Annotated in this window: 16 protein-coding genes; 7 read left to right on the top strand and 9 right to left on the bottom strand. The window is 64.0% G+C overall.

The features are described from left to right. Positions 1 to 11: 11 nt before the first annotated feature. On the top strand, positions 12 to 1,211 hold the full coding sequence (locus JQ641_RS24240) for an MFS transporter (protein ID WP_211998413.1): 1,200 nt from the start codon (positions 12 to 14) through the stop codon (positions 1,209 to 1,211). 128 nt (positions 1,212 to 1,339) lie between these two features. On the opposite strand, the gene ybaK is transcribed toward JQ641_RS24240, so the two are convergent. Beyond that, a complete protein-coding gene (ybaK, locus tag JQ641_RS24235; RefSeq protein ID WP_211998412.1) occupies positions 1,340 to 1,813 on the bottom strand; it encodes a Cys-tRNA(Pro) deacylase in 474 nt (157 codons plus the stop codon). 275 nt (positions 1,814 to 2,088) lie between these two features. On the opposite strand from ybaK, the gene JQ641_RS24230 reads away from it, so the two are divergent. The 4 genes from JQ641_RS24230 to JQ641_RS24215 all read left to right on the top strand — a co-directional run bounded on the left by JQ641_RS24230 (position 2,089) and on the right by JQ641_RS24215 (position 6,517). Then, positions 2,089 to 3,381 (top strand): adenylosuccinate synthase, encoded by a 1,293-nt coding sequence (locus JQ641_RS24230; RefSeq protein WP_211998411.1) that lies wholly within the window; start codon positions 2,089 to 2,091, stop codon positions 3,379 to 3,381. Positions 3,382 to 3,418: 37 nt separating this feature from the next. Continuing rightward, positions 3,419 to 5,026, top strand: coding sequence for a hypothetical protein (locus JQ641_RS24225; RefSeq protein ID WP_211998410.1), 1,608 nt, complete (start codon positions 3,419 to 3,421; stop codon positions 5,024 to 5,026). 111 nt (positions 5,027 to 5,137) lie between these two features. Beyond that, a complete protein-coding gene (locus tag JQ641_RS24220; protein ID WP_211998409.1) occupies positions 5,138 to 5,560 on the top strand; it encodes a DUF5413 family protein in 423 nt (140 codons plus the stop codon). 420 nt (positions 5,561 to 5,980) lie between these two features. After that, entirely contained in the window at positions 5,981 to 6,517 is a 537-nt protein-coding gene (locus tag JQ641_RS24215; RefSeq protein WP_211998408.1) for a DUF4112 domain-containing protein, read from the top strand. A 68-nt stretch (positions 6,518 to 6,585) separates the two neighbouring features. Here JQ641_RS24215 and JQ641_RS24210 read toward each other — a convergent pair whose 3' ends face one another. The 5 genes from JQ641_RS24210 to msrA form a co-directional block, all read right to left on the bottom strand. Beyond that, complete coding sequence (locus JQ641_RS24210; RefSeq protein ID WP_192737574.1) at positions 6,586 to 6,870, bottom strand: hypothetical protein; 285 nt, start codon at positions 6,868 to 6,870, stop codon at positions 6,586 to 6,588. A gap of 235 nt (positions 6,871 to 7,105) precedes the next feature. Beyond that, positions 7,106 to 7,270, bottom strand: coding sequence for a DUF3309 family protein (locus JQ641_RS24205; RefSeq protein ID WP_192737573.1), 165 nt, complete (start codon positions 7,268 to 7,270; stop codon positions 7,106 to 7,108). Positions 7,271 to 7,485: 215 nt separating this feature from the next. Further along, positions 7,486 to 7,860, bottom strand: a complete 375-nt coding sequence (locus JQ641_RS24200) for a hypothetical protein (protein ID WP_249150648.1) — start codon at positions 7,858 to 7,860, stop codon at positions 7,486 to 7,488. Positions 7,861 to 8,130: 270 nt separating this feature from the next. Continuing rightward, positions 8,131 to 8,535, bottom strand: coding sequence for a peptide-methionine (R)-S-oxide reductase MsrB (gene msrB, locus JQ641_RS24195; RefSeq protein WP_211998407.1), 405 nt, complete (start codon positions 8,533 to 8,535; stop codon positions 8,131 to 8,133). A gap of 24 nt (positions 8,536 to 8,559) precedes the next feature. Continuing rightward, positions 8,560 to 9,279 carry a peptide-methionine (S)-S-oxide reductase MsrA gene (gene msrA, locus JQ641_RS24190; protein WP_211998406.1) on the bottom strand — a complete coding sequence of 240 codons (720 nt, stop codon included), beginning with the start codon at positions 9,277 to 9,279 and terminating at the stop codon, positions 8,560 to 8,562. 263 nt (positions 9,280 to 9,542) lie between these two features. On the opposite strand from msrA, the gene JQ641_RS24185 reads away from it, so the two are divergent. Then, positions 9,543 to 11,219 (top strand): caspase family protein, encoded by a 1,677-nt coding sequence (locus JQ641_RS24185; RefSeq protein WP_211998405.1) that lies wholly within the window; start codon positions 9,543 to 9,545, stop codon positions 11,217 to 11,219. A 147-nt stretch (positions 11,220 to 11,366) separates the two neighbouring features. Here the strand turns inward: JQ641_RS24185 and JQ641_RS24180 are convergent, their stop codons facing one another. Further along, the gene (locus tag JQ641_RS24180; RefSeq protein WP_211998404.1) at positions 11,367 to 12,476 is read right to left on the bottom strand and encodes an ATP-dependent DNA helicase; all 1,110 of its coding nucleotides are present in this window, start codon (positions 12,474 to 12,476) and stop codon (positions 11,367 to 11,369) included. A gap of 184 nt (positions 12,477 to 12,660) precedes the next feature. Between JQ641_RS24180 and JQ641_RS24175 the strand changes: the two genes are divergently transcribed. Then, the gene (locus tag JQ641_RS24175; protein WP_211998403.1) at positions 12,661 to 13,872 is read left to right on the top strand and encodes an LLM class flavin-dependent oxidoreductase; all 1,212 of its coding nucleotides are present in this window, start codon (positions 12,661 to 12,663) and stop codon (positions 13,870 to 13,872) included. 33 nt (positions 13,873 to 13,905) lie between these two features. On the opposite strand, the gene JQ641_RS24170 is transcribed toward JQ641_RS24175, so the two are convergent. Both JQ641_RS24170 and JQ641_RS24165 read right to left on the bottom strand, forming a co-directional pair. Beyond that, complete coding sequence (locus tag JQ641_RS24170; RefSeq protein ID WP_211998402.1) at positions 13,906 to 14,148, bottom strand: hypothetical protein; 243 nt, start codon at positions 14,146 to 14,148, stop codon at positions 13,906 to 13,908. 238 nt (positions 14,149 to 14,386) lie between these two features. Next, on the bottom strand, positions 14,387 to 15,370 hold the full coding sequence (locus JQ641_RS24165) for an ABC transporter substrate-binding protein (protein WP_211998401.1): 984 nt from the start codon (positions 15,368 to 15,370) through the stop codon (positions 14,387 to 14,389). Between the last annotated feature and the right edge of the window lie 334 nt (positions 15,371 to 15,704).

The raw sequence follows: 15,704 nt of genomic DNA, 5'->3' as shown, positions 1-15,704 counted from the left end.
GGAGTATCCGTATGCCCGGACGCAAGTGGATCGTCCTTGCGGTGTTGTTCGCGACGCGCGCGGCCATCGGATTCCAGTTTCAATCGATCGGGTCGGCGGCCAATCTTCTGATGGCCGATCTCGGCATCGGCTATTCGGAAGTCGGCATGCTGCTCGGCGCCTATATGCTGCCGGGCGTCCTCGTCGCATTCCCGGCCGGATTGCTCGGTGGCGGAGGCCGCGAAAAGACGCTCGGGATCGTCGGCCTGGTGCTGATGGCGGTTTCCGGCCTGGCATTGGTTTATTCCGGCGATCTTGTCTTCGCGCTGGCGGCGCGCACGGTTGGCGGGGTCGGGGGCACGATCGTGGGGCTGGTCGCGACCAAGATGGTGGCGGACTGGTTCGACGCCCGCGAGATGGTGCTGGCGATGTCGATCTTGCAGATGAGCTGGCCGTTCGGCGCCATGATTGCGCTGCCGATCCAGACCTGGATCGCCCATTCGCTCGGCTGGCAGGCGGTGATGGCGTCGGGCGCGATCTGTTCGGTGGCGGCGCTGCTGGCGTTTGCGATGATTCCGCGCGCGGCGCAGTCAATTCAGGCGGAGGCCGCCGGCCCCGGACGGCTGCCGCGCGCGGCGCTGATACCGGTGGTGATATCGGGCGCGATCTGGGGCGCGATGAATCTCGCCTGCGTTTTGTTCTTCAGCTACGCGCCGCTGTTGATGGTGGCGCAGGGATCCTCGCCGACGGTTGCGGCGTCGCTGACGAGCCTGTCGATCTGGTTCACCATTATTGCCATTCCGGCCGGTGGCTATCTCGTGCACCGCGCGGGCCGGCCGATCACCGCAATCATCGCCTGCAGCCTGATCGCAGCCTGTGCGCTGTTGCTGTTCGTGGAGAATTTTCATTCGACGATCGCCTGCCTGATTTTTGGCGTCGCGATCGGTCCGATGTCGGGCGCGATCCTGTCGATGCCTGCCAGGGTGCTCGAGCCGGCCGATCGGTCGATGGGATTCGGCCTGTTCTATACCTGCTTCTACGTCCTGATGGCGGCCGGACCCACCGCCGCCGGAAGCCTGCAGGACGCCTGGGGATCGCCGTCGGCGGCGCTGGTCGCCAGCGCCGTGCTGCTGGCATCGATGGTGCCGCTGGTCCTGCTGTTCCTGGTCGTCGCCAAGCGCTGCGAGTTCGCGCAGCCGAGCCCCGAAGCAAAACTGCGCGCGGCGTCTTGAGGGCCACATGGTTCGAGACGCGCGGCGTTGCCGCGCTCCTCACCATGAGGGTTCAACACCTGATCCTCTCGACCTCATCCTGAGGGAGCGGCGTTTTCGCCGCGTCTCGAAGGATGCAGCCCCTGGCCTCACACCGTCAGCGCCGGCGCGATCGCGGCGAGCGCCTGCACCGCGTCATCAGGATCGAGCTCGACCTGCAATCCGCGCTGCCCGCCATTGAGAAACACGGTCGCGTGCCCGAGCGCGGTGGCCTCGATCGCGACCGGCACGCGCTTCTTCTGCCCGAACGGCGAGATGCCGCCGACATGATAGCCGGTGAGCCGCTCGGCATCCGCAGGGCGCATCATCTTTGCGGCCTTGCCGCCGAACGCGCTGGCGAGCTTCTTCATGCTGACTTCGCCGTCCGACGGCACCACGACGCAGACCGGCTTGCCGTCGACCTCGGCCATCAGCGTCTTCAGCATCCGGGAGGGCTCCACGCCGAGCGCCTCGGCCGCCTGCAGGCCGATGCTGTCGGCGGTGGAATCATAGACATAGCTGTGCAGCACAAACTTCACGCCGAGCTTTTCCAGCGCCTTTGTCGCAGGAGTGGTTTTAGACATTTGCCAGATTACTCCGCGTTCATGTCGCCGCCTTGGCGCCGCCACAAATTTTTGGGGGATATCAAAGGGTTGTCCTCCTTTTTGACGACCCCCGACGCTTGCTTCTTGCTTGCCTAGACGGGCTGCTTCCTTTATCCGGTTGGGCTGCCTCGCATGCGAACGGCCCTCGGCCGTGAATTCGGCTGGGCAAGCTAAAGCATGATCCGGAAAGTCGGGCAGTAGTTTTCCGGGGAGGTCATGCTGAAACCACGTGAGCCGCAGGGAAAACCTTAGAAATGGCCAATGTTGTCGTCGTCGGCGCCCAATGGGGTGACGAGGGGAAGGGCAAGATCGTCGACTGGTTGTCGGAGCAGGCTGACATCGTCGTGCGCTTCCAGGGCGGCCACAATGCCGGCCACACGCTCGTCATCAATGGCGAGACCTACAAGCTGGCGCTGCTGCCGTCGGGCGTGCTGCGGCCTTCGAAACTGGGCGTCATCGGCAATGGCGTGGTGTTCGATCCGCAGGCCTTTCTCGACGAGGTCACCCGGCTGAAGGGCCAGGGCGTCGCCATCAGCCCGGAAAATCTCCGTATCGCCGAGAACGTCACGCTGATCCTGCCGCTGCACCGCGAGCTCGACGCCTTGCGCGAATCATCCAACGCCGGCACCGCGATCGGCACCACCCGCCGCGGCATCGGCCCGGCCTATGAGGACAAGGTCGGCCGCCGCGCCATCCGCCTGATGGATCTCGCCGACCTCGACACCCTGCCGCACAAGATCGACCGCCTGCTGGCGCACCACAACGCGCTGCGCCGCGGCCTCGGGCTGGAGGAGTTCGACGGCGGCGTGATCCTGAAGGACCTCACCGCGCTGGCGCCGCAATTGTTGCCCTACACCGAGACGGTGTGGCGGCTGCTCGATCTCAAGCGCCGCGAGGGCAAGCGCATCCTGTTCGAGGGTGCGCAGGGCGCGCTGCTCGACGTCGACCACGGCACCTACCCCTATGTCACCTCGTCCAACACGGTGGCGGCGCAGGCCGCGACCGGCAGCGGCCTCGGGCCGAGCGCGGTCGGCTATGTGCTCGGCATCTGCAAGGCCTATACGACGAGGGTCGGCCAGGGCCCGTTCCCGACCGAATTGGACAATGAGATCGGCCGCAAGATCGGCGAGCGGGGCCGCGAGTTCGGCACCAATACCGGCCGGCCGCGGCGTTGCGGCTGGTTCGACGCCGTACTGGTTCGACAAGCCGCTAGAACCTGCGGCATCACCGGCCTCGCCCTGACCAAGCTCGATATTCTCGACGGCTTCGACACGATCGAGGTCTGCACCGGCTACATGCTGGACGGCAAGGAAATCGACCATCTGCCGGCCGGCGAGGGCGCCCAGGCCCGGGTGGTGCCGATCTACGAGACCATCGAAGGCTGGAAGGAGCCGACCGCCAATGCCCGTTCCTGGGCGGATCTGCCGGCCCAGGCCATTAAATATGTCCGCCGGGTCGAGGAATTAGTGGGCTGCCCGATCGCGTTGCTTTCCACCAGCCCGGAACGCGAGGATACTATTCTCGTTCAAAACCCGTTCGAGGCTTAACGAGTTGTTACCCATAAGTCCGCATTGTTGAGTCGTTATGGCTGACTACTACCCGCTGATCGCCCGCGCCATTGCCGGACTGGACCCCAGTGCTCCCGGCGAGAGCCGTCGTGCGCTCTATGAGCGGGCCCGCTCGGCGCTGATCGCGCAGCTGCGCAGCGTGCAGCCGCCGCTGAGCGAATCGGAAATCACCCGGGAGCGGCTGTCGCTGGAAGAGGCCGTCCGCAAGGTCGAGTCCGAGGCCGCCCAGCGCGCCCGCGACGCCTCGCGGCCCGGCGGCGCCGGGGCTTCGCGCGGCGGCGACGCCTTCCGCCGCGCCAATGCGCGCCCGCCTGAATCCGGCGCGCCAGCAGCTAACCCACCCCGTCCGCGCCCGGCTGCGCCGCCGCCCGCGCGCGAGCCCCGTCCGCCGTCTGGTGACGGCGACCAGCAACGCGCGCCGCGCAACCTGCGGCCCGATTTGCCGCCGCCGCCACCCCGTCCGCCGCAACTGCCGGCGCAGGAACCGCCGCTGCCGCCGACCCGTGAACGCACCGGCGCCGCGCGCCGCGGCCCCGACAATTCAGCGCCGCAGATGCCGCAGCCCCCGGGCATGCGCGGCTTCCGCGACATCGCCGCCGACGCCGACGATCTCGGCCGCGCCGCGGCGCAAGCCAACCGTTCGGCGCGCAAGACCTACGCCAACGTGCCCTCGCCCTCGCCGGAGTTCGACCGGCTCGAGCCGAGCATGGAGAACCGCGGCGCCGATCCGGAAGCGCCGTATTCCTATGAAGAGTCGCTCGAGGAGGCCGACCGCTATTCGCCGCAGGCTTCCCCGATGCAGCCGCCGCCGCAGCGTTCGCGGTTGTCGCAGGATCGCGACCGCGAGCCGAAAAAGCCACGCCGGGTCGGCGCGGCTTTCCCGTTCAAGAGCGCGATCGCGGTCGGCATCGTGCTTGTCGTGATCGGCGCTGCGATGGTCGGAGGCAAGTCCGCCATCAACGTGGTGAGCAGCCTGTTCAAATCCTCGCCCGTCGTCGAAGCGCCGAAGGATCCCGCGGCGCCGCAGTCGAAGCCGAAGATCCCCGATCGCGTCGGCCAGCCGTCGTCGGACCAGGTGGCGCCGGTGGCGCAGCGCGTGGTGCTGTATGACGAGGACCCGTCCGATCCCAAGGGCAAGCAATATGTAGGCTCGGTGATCTGGCGTACCGAACCGATCAAGGGGAGCGGCAACCAGAAGCCTGACATCAGCGTGCGCGCCGACATCGAAATTCCGGACCGCAAGTTCAAGATGACGATGTCGTTCCGCCGCAACACCGACACGTCGCTCCCCGCAAGCCACACCGCGGAGCTCACCTTCATCCTGCCGCAGGATTTCTCCGGCGGCGGCGTCGGCAACGTGCCGGGCATCTTGATGAAATCCAACGAGCAGGCGCGCGGCACGCCGCTGGCGGGGCTCGCCGTGAAGGTCACCGACGGCTTCTTCCTGGTCGGCCTCTCCAACGTCGACGCCGACCGCGCCCGCAATCTGCAGCTCCTGAAGGAGCGTTCCTGGTTCGACGTGCCGCTGGTCTACGTCAACCAGCGCCGCGCCATCATCGCGATCGAAAAGGGCGCGCCGGGCGAACGGGCGTTCAACGAGGCGTTCGCGGCCTGGGGCGAGTAGCGGGCGACGGCGGATTGTTTCGCAACGCTTCCGTCAAGCCTGTCGAATTTTCCGCAAGATCGTCGTAAGACTGAGACCGCATCTGATCCCGCGATTGGCAGAGGACGGTCCATGAAACGCTATCTGATCTTCGGAGCTATCGGCCCGTTCGTCGGCGGGTTGCTGATGCTGTTCGCGATCACGATGGCTTCCGGCTACTGGGCCCAGACCGATTGGAAGGAAGTCGGGAAATTCTTCGGCACTTTCGCCAAGACGCTGCAATACAGCTATTTGTTCGGCGTCGTGCCGGCGCTGATGATCGGCGCCATCGACGACATCCTGTACCACGTGCGGCGGATTCCATGGTGGGTTCGGTTATGCATTGTGGGCGTGATCGGGTTCACGGTCACCGAACTGCTCTATGGCTCGCGCGGCCCGGACACCGGCGTGACGCAGTTCATCCTCTACGGGCTGGTCGGCGGCGTGCCCGCGGTACTGTCGTCATGGCTGGCGCACAAGTATGCCGACGAACAGGCGCCGGTGCATTCGACGTAAAATCGCAAAGCTCGGACGCGAAGCACCGCGAGAATACGAAGCCGCGTTCCCTCATCCTGAGCGTAGCGCTTGTCCGCCGTAGCTCGAAGAGCGAAGGCGGAAGCCTCGAAGGATGAATCGGCCACAGACGGGCCGTCGTCCTTCGAGACGCGGCCAAGGGGCCGCTCCTCAGGATGACGGGTTTAAGACTTAGCTGTTTGAACTTTGAATCGGAACTGGAAGCCACGTCATTGCGAGGAGCGAAGCGACGAAGCAATCCATTCTTGCTTTGCGCTCCGATGGATTGCTTCGCTTCGCTCGCAATGACGGAGGTGGGGTTCTGCGCGGTTGAGACGGACTTCGACGGCCGCACGGGTGCTAACTCGGCAAGTTCAGCGATAATTTGACGCAACTTGCGCACGCCTTTTGCGTTACCATCTGATGGCCATGACAAACGACGATATTTTTGTGCCGAACCGCGCCCGCACCGAACGTCCCTCACAGGGGCGCGCGAAGGGCCGTGGGCCTGTGATCGACCAGGAGGGGCGCGAAATCCCCGACCCCAGCCTGCGCGGGCAGTTCGAGGGTTTCCGGATCGACTTCGGCAATTCCAGCGCCAACCCGTTCGGCAATCTCACCCGCGAGCAGCGGCTGGCGCGGCTGGAAGCGATTTCGAAGTTGCTCGACGTCGCCTTCATCGTGCCGGGCACCAAGTTCCGCTACGGCATCGACGGGCTGATCGGGCTGATCCCCGTCGTCGGCGACATCATCACAACAGCGATCTCGCTGTGGCTGGTGCGCGAGGCGCGCGCGCTCGGCGCGCCCTGGTACATCACGACGCGGATGCTGGGCAATGTCGCGCTCGATGGTGTGGTCGGCCTGGTGCCGATCGCGGGCGACGCCTTCGACGTCATGTTCCGCGCCAACGTCCGCAACGTGCGGATGCTCAAGCGCTGGCTCGACAAGCAGCCGCGCTAATCATCTTCACACGCGCGAAAAAATGCCCCCGGACATCGTCCGAGGGCAGACAGCTCGAAAGCTTGCTGTTACGCAGCGTCGGCGTTGGTTTCGGTCGCGGCGGGCGCACGGGGACGGCGCGTCAGCGGGAAGGCCTCGCTCTCATAGAGCGTGCGGATGCCGCTCTGGTCGAAGCGCGCTTCCTCCACCTGCAGATAGGCGCCGTTCAGCGAGTCCGCCGGCAACTCCTCGATCGCGAAGCGAACCGCTTCGGCCGCGGTGCCAAAACGCCGATATGCAAAGCCCGCCCGCTTCTTCTTGCGGATCGCGGCAGGAAACAGTTCGGCAGCGGTATCGTAGCTGAATGGACGCATGGTTTGTGACCTCAATCTTTTTGGCTCGTTCGTCGAGCGAGTGGGGATTGGATGACGGTGGGCCGCTATCCCGGGCGGCGCGCCGTGCACGTCATTTCGACCCCCAATATAAGCCTGTTTGACAGAAATGCGACTCCTGATCCGCAGATCGGGGGTGATGATGAATTCGCGCATGGCTGGCTTTGGGCCCGTTTCGGACCGAAATAAGCCCTGTTATTTCAATGGGCTACGAAGCCTAAAGTTTGCCGAGCAGCACCAGGATGAGCAGCACGATCAGGATCACCCCGACAAGCCCCATGCCGGAATGGCCGAGACCATAGCCATAGCCGCCAAAACGGCCGGAGAAGCCGCCCAACAGGAAAATAATCAGGATGATGATGAGGATCGTGCCCAGCGACATGGCGACCTCCTGAAAGCGTGGCCGGCGTCAGGTGAAAACGCCCCGCGGCCCGGAGCAAAGCATACTCCAGGCCGCGCGTCCTCGCTCCGCCGAAAAGGGGGGTGGTCGTCATTCCGGGATGGTCCGAAGGACCAGACCCGGAATCTCGAGATCCCCCGGTGCGCAATTGCGCACCTGAGGTTCGCTTCGCGCCCCGGGATGACGCGCTTAGCGCGTCACTTCTTCGTCTCGTCGATCGGCAGCACCTTCAGCGGCGTCGCATAGGGCTCGACGCGCAGCGAGTCCGAGGCGAGCAGGCCGATCTTGTGCAGCGGCGCCTGTTCGAGGTCGCCCGAGGCGGACTTGTGCACGGCGTAGCGCCAGACGCTCATCGAGCCCTTGGCCACCAGCATCTTGGCGATGCCGCCGGCGTTCTTGCCGTCCATCTGCGCCAGATCGTCCTCGGCGATGCCGATGACGATTTCATCTTTCGCGGTAATGACCTTGAACAAGGAAACCTTGTCGGCGGCAAAAGCGGGCTGGATCACAACGCTCTCCATGATGAGGGTGGCTGCGCCGAGACCGAGCAGCAGACGTTTCGATATTTGCATTGAACCTTCCTTGATTTGCGCGCCGGGCAAACCGGAGAAGCCCCCCTGAAAAATGAAAAACCCCGCGCGACCAGCTCTTGGTCGCACGGGGTAGGAAATGAGTTCGAATGGAGTTGAGAAATAAACCAGTGCAGTGCTTAACCCCATCCACCGTCATGGCCGGGCGCTCGCCTATGCCCGGCCATCCACGTCTTTCTTGTTATGGCACCAAAGACGTGGATGCCCGGCACAAGGCCGGGCATGACGAGTGAGGGACGACGGCGGCTGACGCTACTTCGGCTGCAGCTTCAGCGCGGCCGAATTGATGCAGTAGCGCAGGCCGGTCGGGCCGGGGCCGTCCTCGAAGACGTGGCCGAGATGGCCATTGCATTTCGAGCACAAGACCTCGGTGCGGATCATGCCGTGGCTGACGTCGCGTTCCTCGTCGACATGGCTGTCGACGGCCGGCGCGGTAAAGCTCGGCCAGCCGCAGCCGGAATCGAACTTGGCGTCGGATTCGAACAGCGTCTGCCCGCAGCCGGCGCAGGTATAGGTGCCCTTGCTGTGCTCATGCTCGTATTCGCCGGAGAACGGCCGCTCGGTCGCCTTTTCGCGCAGCACCGCATACTGCATCGGCGTCAGCTCGCGGCGCCACTCGGCCTCGCTCTTCTCGACCTTGGTCTTGGTGTCGGACATGAAGTCTCCTTTGAATTTGGTCCCTCAGTTGCTGGCCTTCGCACTGCTCACCAGCGTCGGCTTGTCGAGGTAGTCGCTCGCAAAGACCTTCTTGAGGTTATGGACCTTCGGGATGTCGTTGAAGGCAATATAGGGCTGGTTCGGGTGCAGCGTCATGTAGTCCTGGTGATAGGCCTCCGCCGCATAAAACGCCTCCAGCGGACCGACCTTGGTCACGATCGGCTTCTTGTAGACCTTGGCGGCGTTGAGCTGGGCGATATAGGCGTCCGCGACCTTTTTCTGTTCGTCGCTGGTGGTGAAGATCGCCGAGCGATATTGCGTGCCGGTGTCCGGGCCCTGGCGGTTCAGCTGGGTCGGATCGTGCACGACAGAGAAGAAGATCTGCAGGATCTTGCCGTAGCTGATCTTGTTCGGGTCGTATTTGACCTCGACCACTTCCGCATGCGCTGTGGTTCCCATCGAGACCAGATTGTAGTCGGCGGTCGCCTTGGTGCCGCCGGCGTAACCGGATACGGCGTTGACCACGCCCGCGGTATGCTGGAACACGCCCTGGACGCCCCAGAAGCAACCGCCGGCAAGGACCGCGGTTTGCAGGCCGCTGGCCGGCTGCACGTCGGCGGCGGGCGGGGGGATGATCACGGCTTCTTCCGCGGCGCGCGAAGGGGTGGCGGCGAACGCGGCAATGGCGAGCGCGCCGATGGCGGCGGCGCAGCGCGAAAGGCGGCTGGATCGGCGAGGGGACATGGTTTCCTCTTGGGGCTGTTGGAAGGCAGTTTAGAGCGGGAGCCGCGTTTCGCAATCGGCGCAGCTCCCTCAGATACGCCGAGATACGGGTCCGGGCGCGTTTTGTTACAGCCGGCGACACACGAGTTCGTGAATAAAACCGCGATGGCGCAACACGTTAGGCGCGATGTTTGGCCACGCTTGACCAAGCCTCGCACAGCTTCCCAAAATGAACCGCCGGCAGCCTCCGGCGACCAAAAATCATGCGCCGGAGCGTTTCACTGATGTTGCGCACCTTCTTCCTGGTCATCGTCACGCTTGTCGCCGCCGGCTCCGCGCGGGCGGCGGGCGATATCGACACCTGCCGGAATAAGGATGCGGAACCGGTCGCAAGGCTGGCCGCCTGCGAGACCGTCATTGCCGACAACAAGCTGCCCGCCAAAGCCAGGGCGGGCGCTCTCGCCGTTCGCGGCGAGGCGCTGATCAAGAAGCGCGACTATGACGGCGGGATCGCTGCCTATACCACGGCGATCGATCTGGTTCCCGAAAACGCCGGATACATCAACATGCGCGGCCTCGCCTATAGCAGCAAGGGCGAGGACGAGCGGGCCCTGGCCGACTACGCGCAGAGCTCGAAACTGCAGCCGAATTTCTCGAGCCCCTACAACAATCGCGCGCTTATTTTCATGCGTCAGGGCGACCTGCAGCGCGCCCTCACCGAACTCGATTCCGCCGTCAGGCTCGCGAACAACGACGCCAGCCGCTACAATCACCGCTTCAACCGGGGACGCGTGCAGACCTACCGCAAGCAATACGATGCGGCGCTCGCCGATTTCGCCGAGGCGAAAAAGATCAATCCTGATGCCCCGCAAGTCGCGGCCTACCGTTGCATCACCTACACCGAGATCAGGAAGTTCGACGAAGCGATCGCGGATTGCAACGTGGCGTTGGTCCACACGCCGAATTCGGTCTATGCGATGACCAGCCGCGGCAATGTCTATCTGGCAAAGGGTGACCTCGACGCTGCGCTGAAGGATTACAACGAGGCGCTCAAGATCAACCCGAACAATATCCGCGCCCATGCCAACCGCGGCAAGGTGTTCGAAAAGCGCGGCGATCTCGCGGGCGCGCGCAGCGAATACCGTGCGGCGAGCGCGGCCCTGACCAAGTTCGATGACATCGATACCGCCATTGCGCGCCGCTTCGCCAAGGAGCGCCTGGCGGCGCTGACGACCGCAGCCCCCGCTTCATCAGGCCCGCGCAAGGTCGCCTTGATCGTCGGCAACAGCGCCTACAAGAACGTGCAGCCGCTGGCCAATCCGGCGCGCGACGCCAAATTGATCGCGTCCACGCTTCGCGACCTCGGCTTTGCGACCGTGACGCTGGCGCCGGACCTCACCCGCGACAAGTTCTTCGCGGCCCTGCACGAATTCGGCACGCAAGCCGAGAAGGCCGATTGGGCGGTGGTCTATTATGCCGGTCACGGCATGGAGATCGGCGGCGTCAACTATCTGATCCCGACCGACGCCAAGCTCGCCGCCGACCGCGATGCGGAGACGCAGGCGGTGGCGCTCGAACAGTTGATCGCCGCGGTTTCCGGCGCGCGCAAGCTGCGGCTGGTGATATTAGATGCCTGCCGCGACAATCCGTTCGAGAAGAACATGCAGCGGACCATTGCGCTGAAGCTGGTCAACAAGGGCTTTTCCAACATCGAGCCGGAGGCCGGCTTCATGGTGGTCTACGCCGCCAAGCACGGCGAGACCGCGCTCGACGGCGATTCCGTCAACAGCCCGTTCGCAACCGTGCTGGCGCGTGAACTCAAGACGCCCAAGGTCGAGGTGCGGAAACTGTTCGATATCGTCCGCGACGACGTCTGGACGATGACCAAGCGCGCGCAACAGCCCTTCACCTACGGCTCGCCGCCGGGCAGGGAAGATTTTTATTTCGTCGCGGAGAAGTAGGTATCGTGTCCCGGACGCGGTGCAGCGCTCTTGGCGCTGCTCCGCAGAGCCGGGACCCGCGGTGGTGTCGCGATTGATGGGCCCCGGATCAGCAGCGCACCGCTTCGCGCTGCGCAGCATCCGGGGCACGCAGACCCACTGTTTAGATCAAACCACCACGCTCAGCCGCTTCGCGGCGCGCGTGATGCCGGTGTAGAGCCAGCGCGCGCGGCTGTCCTGGAACGCAAAACTTTCGTCGAACAGCACCACGTCGTCCCATTGCGAGCCCTGCGACTTGTGCACGGTCAGCACGTAGCCATAGTCGAACTCGTCATAAGGCTTGCGCTGTTCCCACGGGATGGTCTCGATGGCGCCGCCAAAGCAATCGCCGCGCACCGAGACCTTGGTCACCTTGTGGCCGAAATCCTCATCCGGCGACAGCCGCATCGTGATGATTTTCGATTTCGACTGCGCGCGCGACTTGACCCGCCACAGCCCGCCGTTGAACAGGCCCTTCTTGCGGTTGTTGCGCAGGCAGACCAGCTTGTCGCCGGCAACCGGCAACGGATCCTCGATGTTCTGTTTCTGCCGCACCCGCATGTTGTAGGCGCGGCGGGTGTTGTTACGCCCGACCAGCACCTGATCGGCCTTCATCACCCGGTCCGGGTCGAGTTCGCTCCGCGACACCACTTCGCTCTCGCCATGGCGGCCGATTTCGAGTTCGCGGCCCTCGCGGATATCCATCGACATCCGCACGATCGGATCGTCCTGGGCCTGGCGATGCACCTCGGTCAGCATCGCGTCGGGCTCGCTATCGGTAAAGAACCCGCCGCCCTGGATCGGCGGCAGCTGCGCAGGATCGCCGAGCACCAGCAGCGGACAGTCGAACGACATCAGGTCGCGGCCGAGCTCGGCGTCGACCATCGAACACTCGTCGATCACGATCAGTTTCGCCTTCGAAGCCGGCGCGTCGTCCCACAGTTCGAAACTCGGCTGCTCGACGCCGGATTCCCGGGCGCGGTAAATCAGCGAATGGATCGTGGAGGCGTTGTCGCAACCCTTGTTGCGCATGACAAGCGCGGCCTTGCCGGTGAAGGCGGCGAATTTCACCTCGCCGTCGACGCCGTCGGCGATGTGCCGCGCCAGCGTGGTCTTGCCGGTTCCGGCAAAGCCGAACAACCGGAATACCGGCGGCGTGCCGTTCCTGCCGGGCTTTGCCTTCATCCAGTCGGCAACGGCCTTCAGCGCGGAATCCTGATGCGGCGTAAACGTGGTCATTTGGTCTCGGCGGAGGGGCGAGCGGGCCGTGATCGGCCGCGACTCAGGCAGACCCTCAAACTAATCATTCGCGCGTTCCATGCAAGCCGGCTTCCGCTGCGCGGAATTGGAGTTTCATGCCCGAGGCTAGACTTGGGCAGCGCGGCGAATACACTGCAACAAAACAACAATCGGGAGCGACGTCATGAAGTTCGGCATCTTTTATGAGCTGCAACTGCCGCGCCCGTGGGAAGAGGGCGATGAGCTCCGGCTCTACCAGAATGCCCTGACGCAGCTCGAGACCGCCGACCGGCTCGGCTACGACCACGCCTGGGTCGTGGAACATCACTTCCTGGAAGAATATTCGCATTCGCCGTCGCCCGAATCGTTCCTCGCCGCCGCCTCCCAGCGCACCAGGAAGATCCGGCTCGGCCACGGTATTTTCCAGCTCACCACCAACCATCCCGCCCGCGTCGCCGAACGCGTCGCGGTGCTCGATCTGCTCAGCAACGGACGCTGCGAATTCGGCATGGGCGAGAGCGCCTCGATCACCGAACTGACGCCGTTCGGCCGCGACATGGAGACCAAGCGCGAGGTGTTCGAGGAGGCTGTCGCCGCGATCTTTCCGATGTTCACCAAAGTGGGCACCGAGCATCACGGTAAGTATTTCGACATCCCCTTGCGCAACGTGGTGCCGAAGCCGGTGCAGAAGCCGCATCCGCCGCTGTGGATGGCGTGCTCGCAATTGCAGACCATCGAACGCGCCGGCGAGAACGGTTTTGGCGCGCTGGGCTTTCAGTTCGTCAGCGCGGAAGCGGCGCATGCCTGGGTGCACGCCTATTACAACGCGATCACCAAGCGGCTGAAGAAGCTGGCGGACTACCAGATCAACCCGAACATGGCGCTGGTGTCGTTCTTCATGTGCGCCAAGACCGACGAGGAGGCGCGCGCCCGCGCCGATGGCGCGACCTTCTTCCAGTTCGCGCTGCGCTATTACGGCGCGTCGCAGAACCGGCAGCGCCCCGACCCCGGCACCGTCAACATGTGGGACGAATACAACAAGTGGAAGCGCGAAAATCCGGAGGCGCAGGAAGCAGCCCTTCGTGGCGGCCTGATCGGCTCCCCGGAAACTATCCGCAAGAAGTTGCGGCGCTTCCGCTCCTCGCACATCGATCAGGTGATCCTGCTCAATCAGGCCGGCAAGAACAGCCATGAGCACATCTGCGACTCGCTGGAATTATTCGCCAGGGAAGTGATGCCGGAATTCCAGCACGATCCTGAGCACGAGGCCTGGAAGGCCGGCGTGATGAGCGGCGCGATCCAGCTCGAGGAAATCGACACCGAGGCGTTCAAAGACCGCTACGGCAAACTGGCGGTCAGCGTCGCGCCGACGCAAAAGGTCGCGGCAGCGGGATAGCGGGCACGCCGAGGTCGCCTGGGAAAGTCTTGATCAGGAGGCGTCGAACAGCGCGATAGCCCGTTCCCTGACGGCTCCGCCGCTGCCATCCTCGCGCGCGATCAGGACGTAGTCCGTGCAAGGCACTCCCGATTTTTCTGTGGTGAAGCGCCTCTGGACCTTCGCGCCGTGCACAATATTGAAGTACAGCGCCGCGCTCTCATCCTCCAGCTGTCGGAAGCATGAGAGCTCCTCGCGCGCTCCCGCGAGATGCCGGATGGTGTAATGCGGGATCATGTCTGATGCAGCCCAGTACGTTTCGTTGAGTGGCCTTCCGCCGGGAGGTTCAGAGTTTAGTGAAAACCCCAGACGATCATCGCCAGCAGCGCCGCCTGGCAGACGATCACTGCCGCCATTTTGATTGGATAGATCGTGCTGCGTTGAATCATCGGTCACCTGATGCGCGTACTCGCTTGGTCGGAAGTAAGGGCCGGCACCGGATGCCGGCCCGTTCGTTCGGGTCGATGCGTTGGTGTCAGTTCGATCCGGCGGCCGCCGCCGTAAAGCTGCGATCGACGGCCTTGCCGACATCGAGTGTCTTGGAAAGGATGCCGTAGCGGGTGGCGCGGTCGGATGCCGCCTGCACTTCCTTGACGATAGCGGCATCGATCACGATCGGGCTGGTTTTCTGCGCGGTGTAGGCGCTGAGCAGCACGTCTTCCGGCAGCTTGGTCAGCTCGGAGGTGTTTTTGGCATATTCTGGCAGGTGATCGAGCGACCACAGCCGCGCCTTGTTGAGCCGCTGCACGAGATCCTGCACGGCCGCCCGCTTGGTGGCGATGGCGGAATCGGATGCCACGATGAAGGTGATGGTCGGCGTCAGGCCTTCGCCGTTGGCGACGACGCGGGCCTTGTCCTTCAGCGTTGCGTAGGACACGTAGGGCTCCCACACCGCCCAGCCGTCGATCGAGCCGGCGACCAGCGCGATCTTGGCATCGACCGGTCCGAGCGGCGCAAAGGTCGCGTCGTCGACCTTGTATCCGGCTTTCTCCAGCGTCGCGTCGATCAGGAACTGGCCCCAGCCGCCGCGCGTTCCCGCCAGCCGCTTGCCTTTCAGATCCGCGGCCGTCTTGATCGGAGAATCCTGTCGAACGAGAATTGCCTGCGTGCTGGCGTCGGATCGCGTGCCGCCGATCGCCTTGATCGGCGCGCCGGTGGCATAGACGGTGAGGAAGGACAGGTCGCCGGTGTAGCCGACATCGAGCGCGCCGGCGTTCAATGCTTCGAGTATCGGCGCCGCGGCAGGAAATTCCGACCATTCGATCTTGTAGGGAAGATCCTTCGCCAATCCCGCGATTTCGAGCAGCGAACGGTTGCCGCCCTTCTGGTCGCCGACGCGCAGCGTCACGGTGTCTGCCGCCATGGCCGATGCTGTTATCGCCAGCCCCAGCGCCGCGCCGAACAGCGTGGCGCCGAGTCTGCGGATGCGTATGCGCGGTGTTGATTCGAGTTTGTTCATGCCTTTGTTCTTTCCGATGTGATCCGCCGCATTGCGTGAGGCAATCAGCGATGCACCAAGCGTACGAGCGACGGGTGCGCAGTCAATGAAATGGCTGACTGAATATTTTGATGTGCCGGCAATGATCGTCTCGCTACTCACGCGAAGATGAAAGGTGTCTGCTGCGAGCCTTGAATCAGTTCGAATTCAACAGAATTGAACTGACGCATGGTCGCTGCATGGCGGGTGAGCGCGCGAAAACCGTTTCATCGCAGGGCGATATCAGCGTGGAGAAAATCTCTCCGTTCGATTTCACATTCAAAATTCCATTTCATTGACGACGGCGTTGCTGCCG

Source organism: Bradyrhizobium sp. JYMT SZCCT0180 (assembly GCF_018130165.1).
Lineage (GTDB): Bacteria > Pseudomonadota > Alphaproteobacteria > Rhizobiales > Xanthobacteraceae > Bradyrhizobium.
The sequence above is the reverse complement of the archived record's forward strand: the minus strand, read 5'-3'. Positions and strand labels throughout refer to the sequence as shown.

Coding starts and splice junctions, on each gene's coding strand:
- JQ641_RS24185 (WP_211998405.1), top strand. CDS start 9,543: ATGTTGCGCACCTTCTTCCTGGTCATCGTCACGCTTGTCGCCGCCGGC.
- ybaK (WP_211998412.1), bottom strand. CDS start 1,813: ATGTCTAAAACCACTCCTGCGACAAAGGCGCTGGAAAAGCTCGGCGTG.
- msrA (WP_211998406.1), bottom strand. CDS start 9,279: ATGTCCCCTCGCCGATCCAGCCGCCTTTCGCGCTGCGCCGCCGCCATC.
- JQ641_RS24180 (WP_211998404.1), bottom strand. CDS start 12,476: ATGACCACGTTTACGCCGCATCAGGATTCCGCGCTGAAGGCCGTTGCC.
- msrB (WP_211998407.1), bottom strand. CDS start 8,535: ATGTCCGACACCAAGACCAAGGTCGAGAAGAGCGAGGCCGAGTGGCGC.
- JQ641_RS24170 (WP_211998402.1), bottom strand. CDS start 14,148: ATGATCCCGCATTACACCATCCGGCATCTCGCGGGAGCGCGCGAGGAG.
- JQ641_RS24240 (WP_211998413.1), top strand. CDS start 12: ATGCCCGGACGCAAGTGGATCGTCCTTGCGGTGTTGTTCGCGACGCGC.
- JQ641_RS24230 (WP_211998411.1), top strand. CDS start 2,089: ATGGCCAATGTTGTCGTCGTCGGCGCCCAATGGGGTGACGAGGGGAAG.
- JQ641_RS24200 (WP_249150648.1), bottom strand. CDS start 7,860: ATGCAAATATCGAAACGTCTGCTGCTCGGTCTCGGCGCAGCCACCCTC.
- JQ641_RS24205 (WP_192737573.1), bottom strand. CDS start 7,270: ATGTCGCTGGGCACGATCCTCATCATCATCCTGATTATTTTCCTGTTG.
- JQ641_RS24220 (WP_211998409.1), top strand. CDS start 5,138: ATGAAACGCTATCTGATCTTCGGAGCTATCGGCCCGTTCGTCGGCGGG.
- JQ641_RS24175 (WP_211998403.1), top strand. CDS start 12,661: ATGAAGTTCGGCATCTTTTATGAGCTGCAACTGCCGCGCCCGTGGGAA.
- JQ641_RS24225 (WP_211998410.1), top strand. CDS start 3,419: ATGGCTGACTACTACCCGCTGATCGCCCGCGCCATTGCCGGACTGGAC.
- JQ641_RS24215 (WP_211998408.1), top strand. CDS start 5,981: ATGGCCATGACAAACGACGATATTTTTGTGCCGAACCGCGCCCGCACC.
- JQ641_RS24210 (WP_192737574.1), bottom strand. CDS start 6,870: ATGCGTCCATTCAGCTACGATACCGCTGCCGAACTGTTTCCTGCCGCG.
- JQ641_RS24165 (WP_211998401.1), bottom strand. CDS start 15,370: ATGAACAAACTCGAATCAACACCGCGCATACGCATCCGCAGACTCGGC.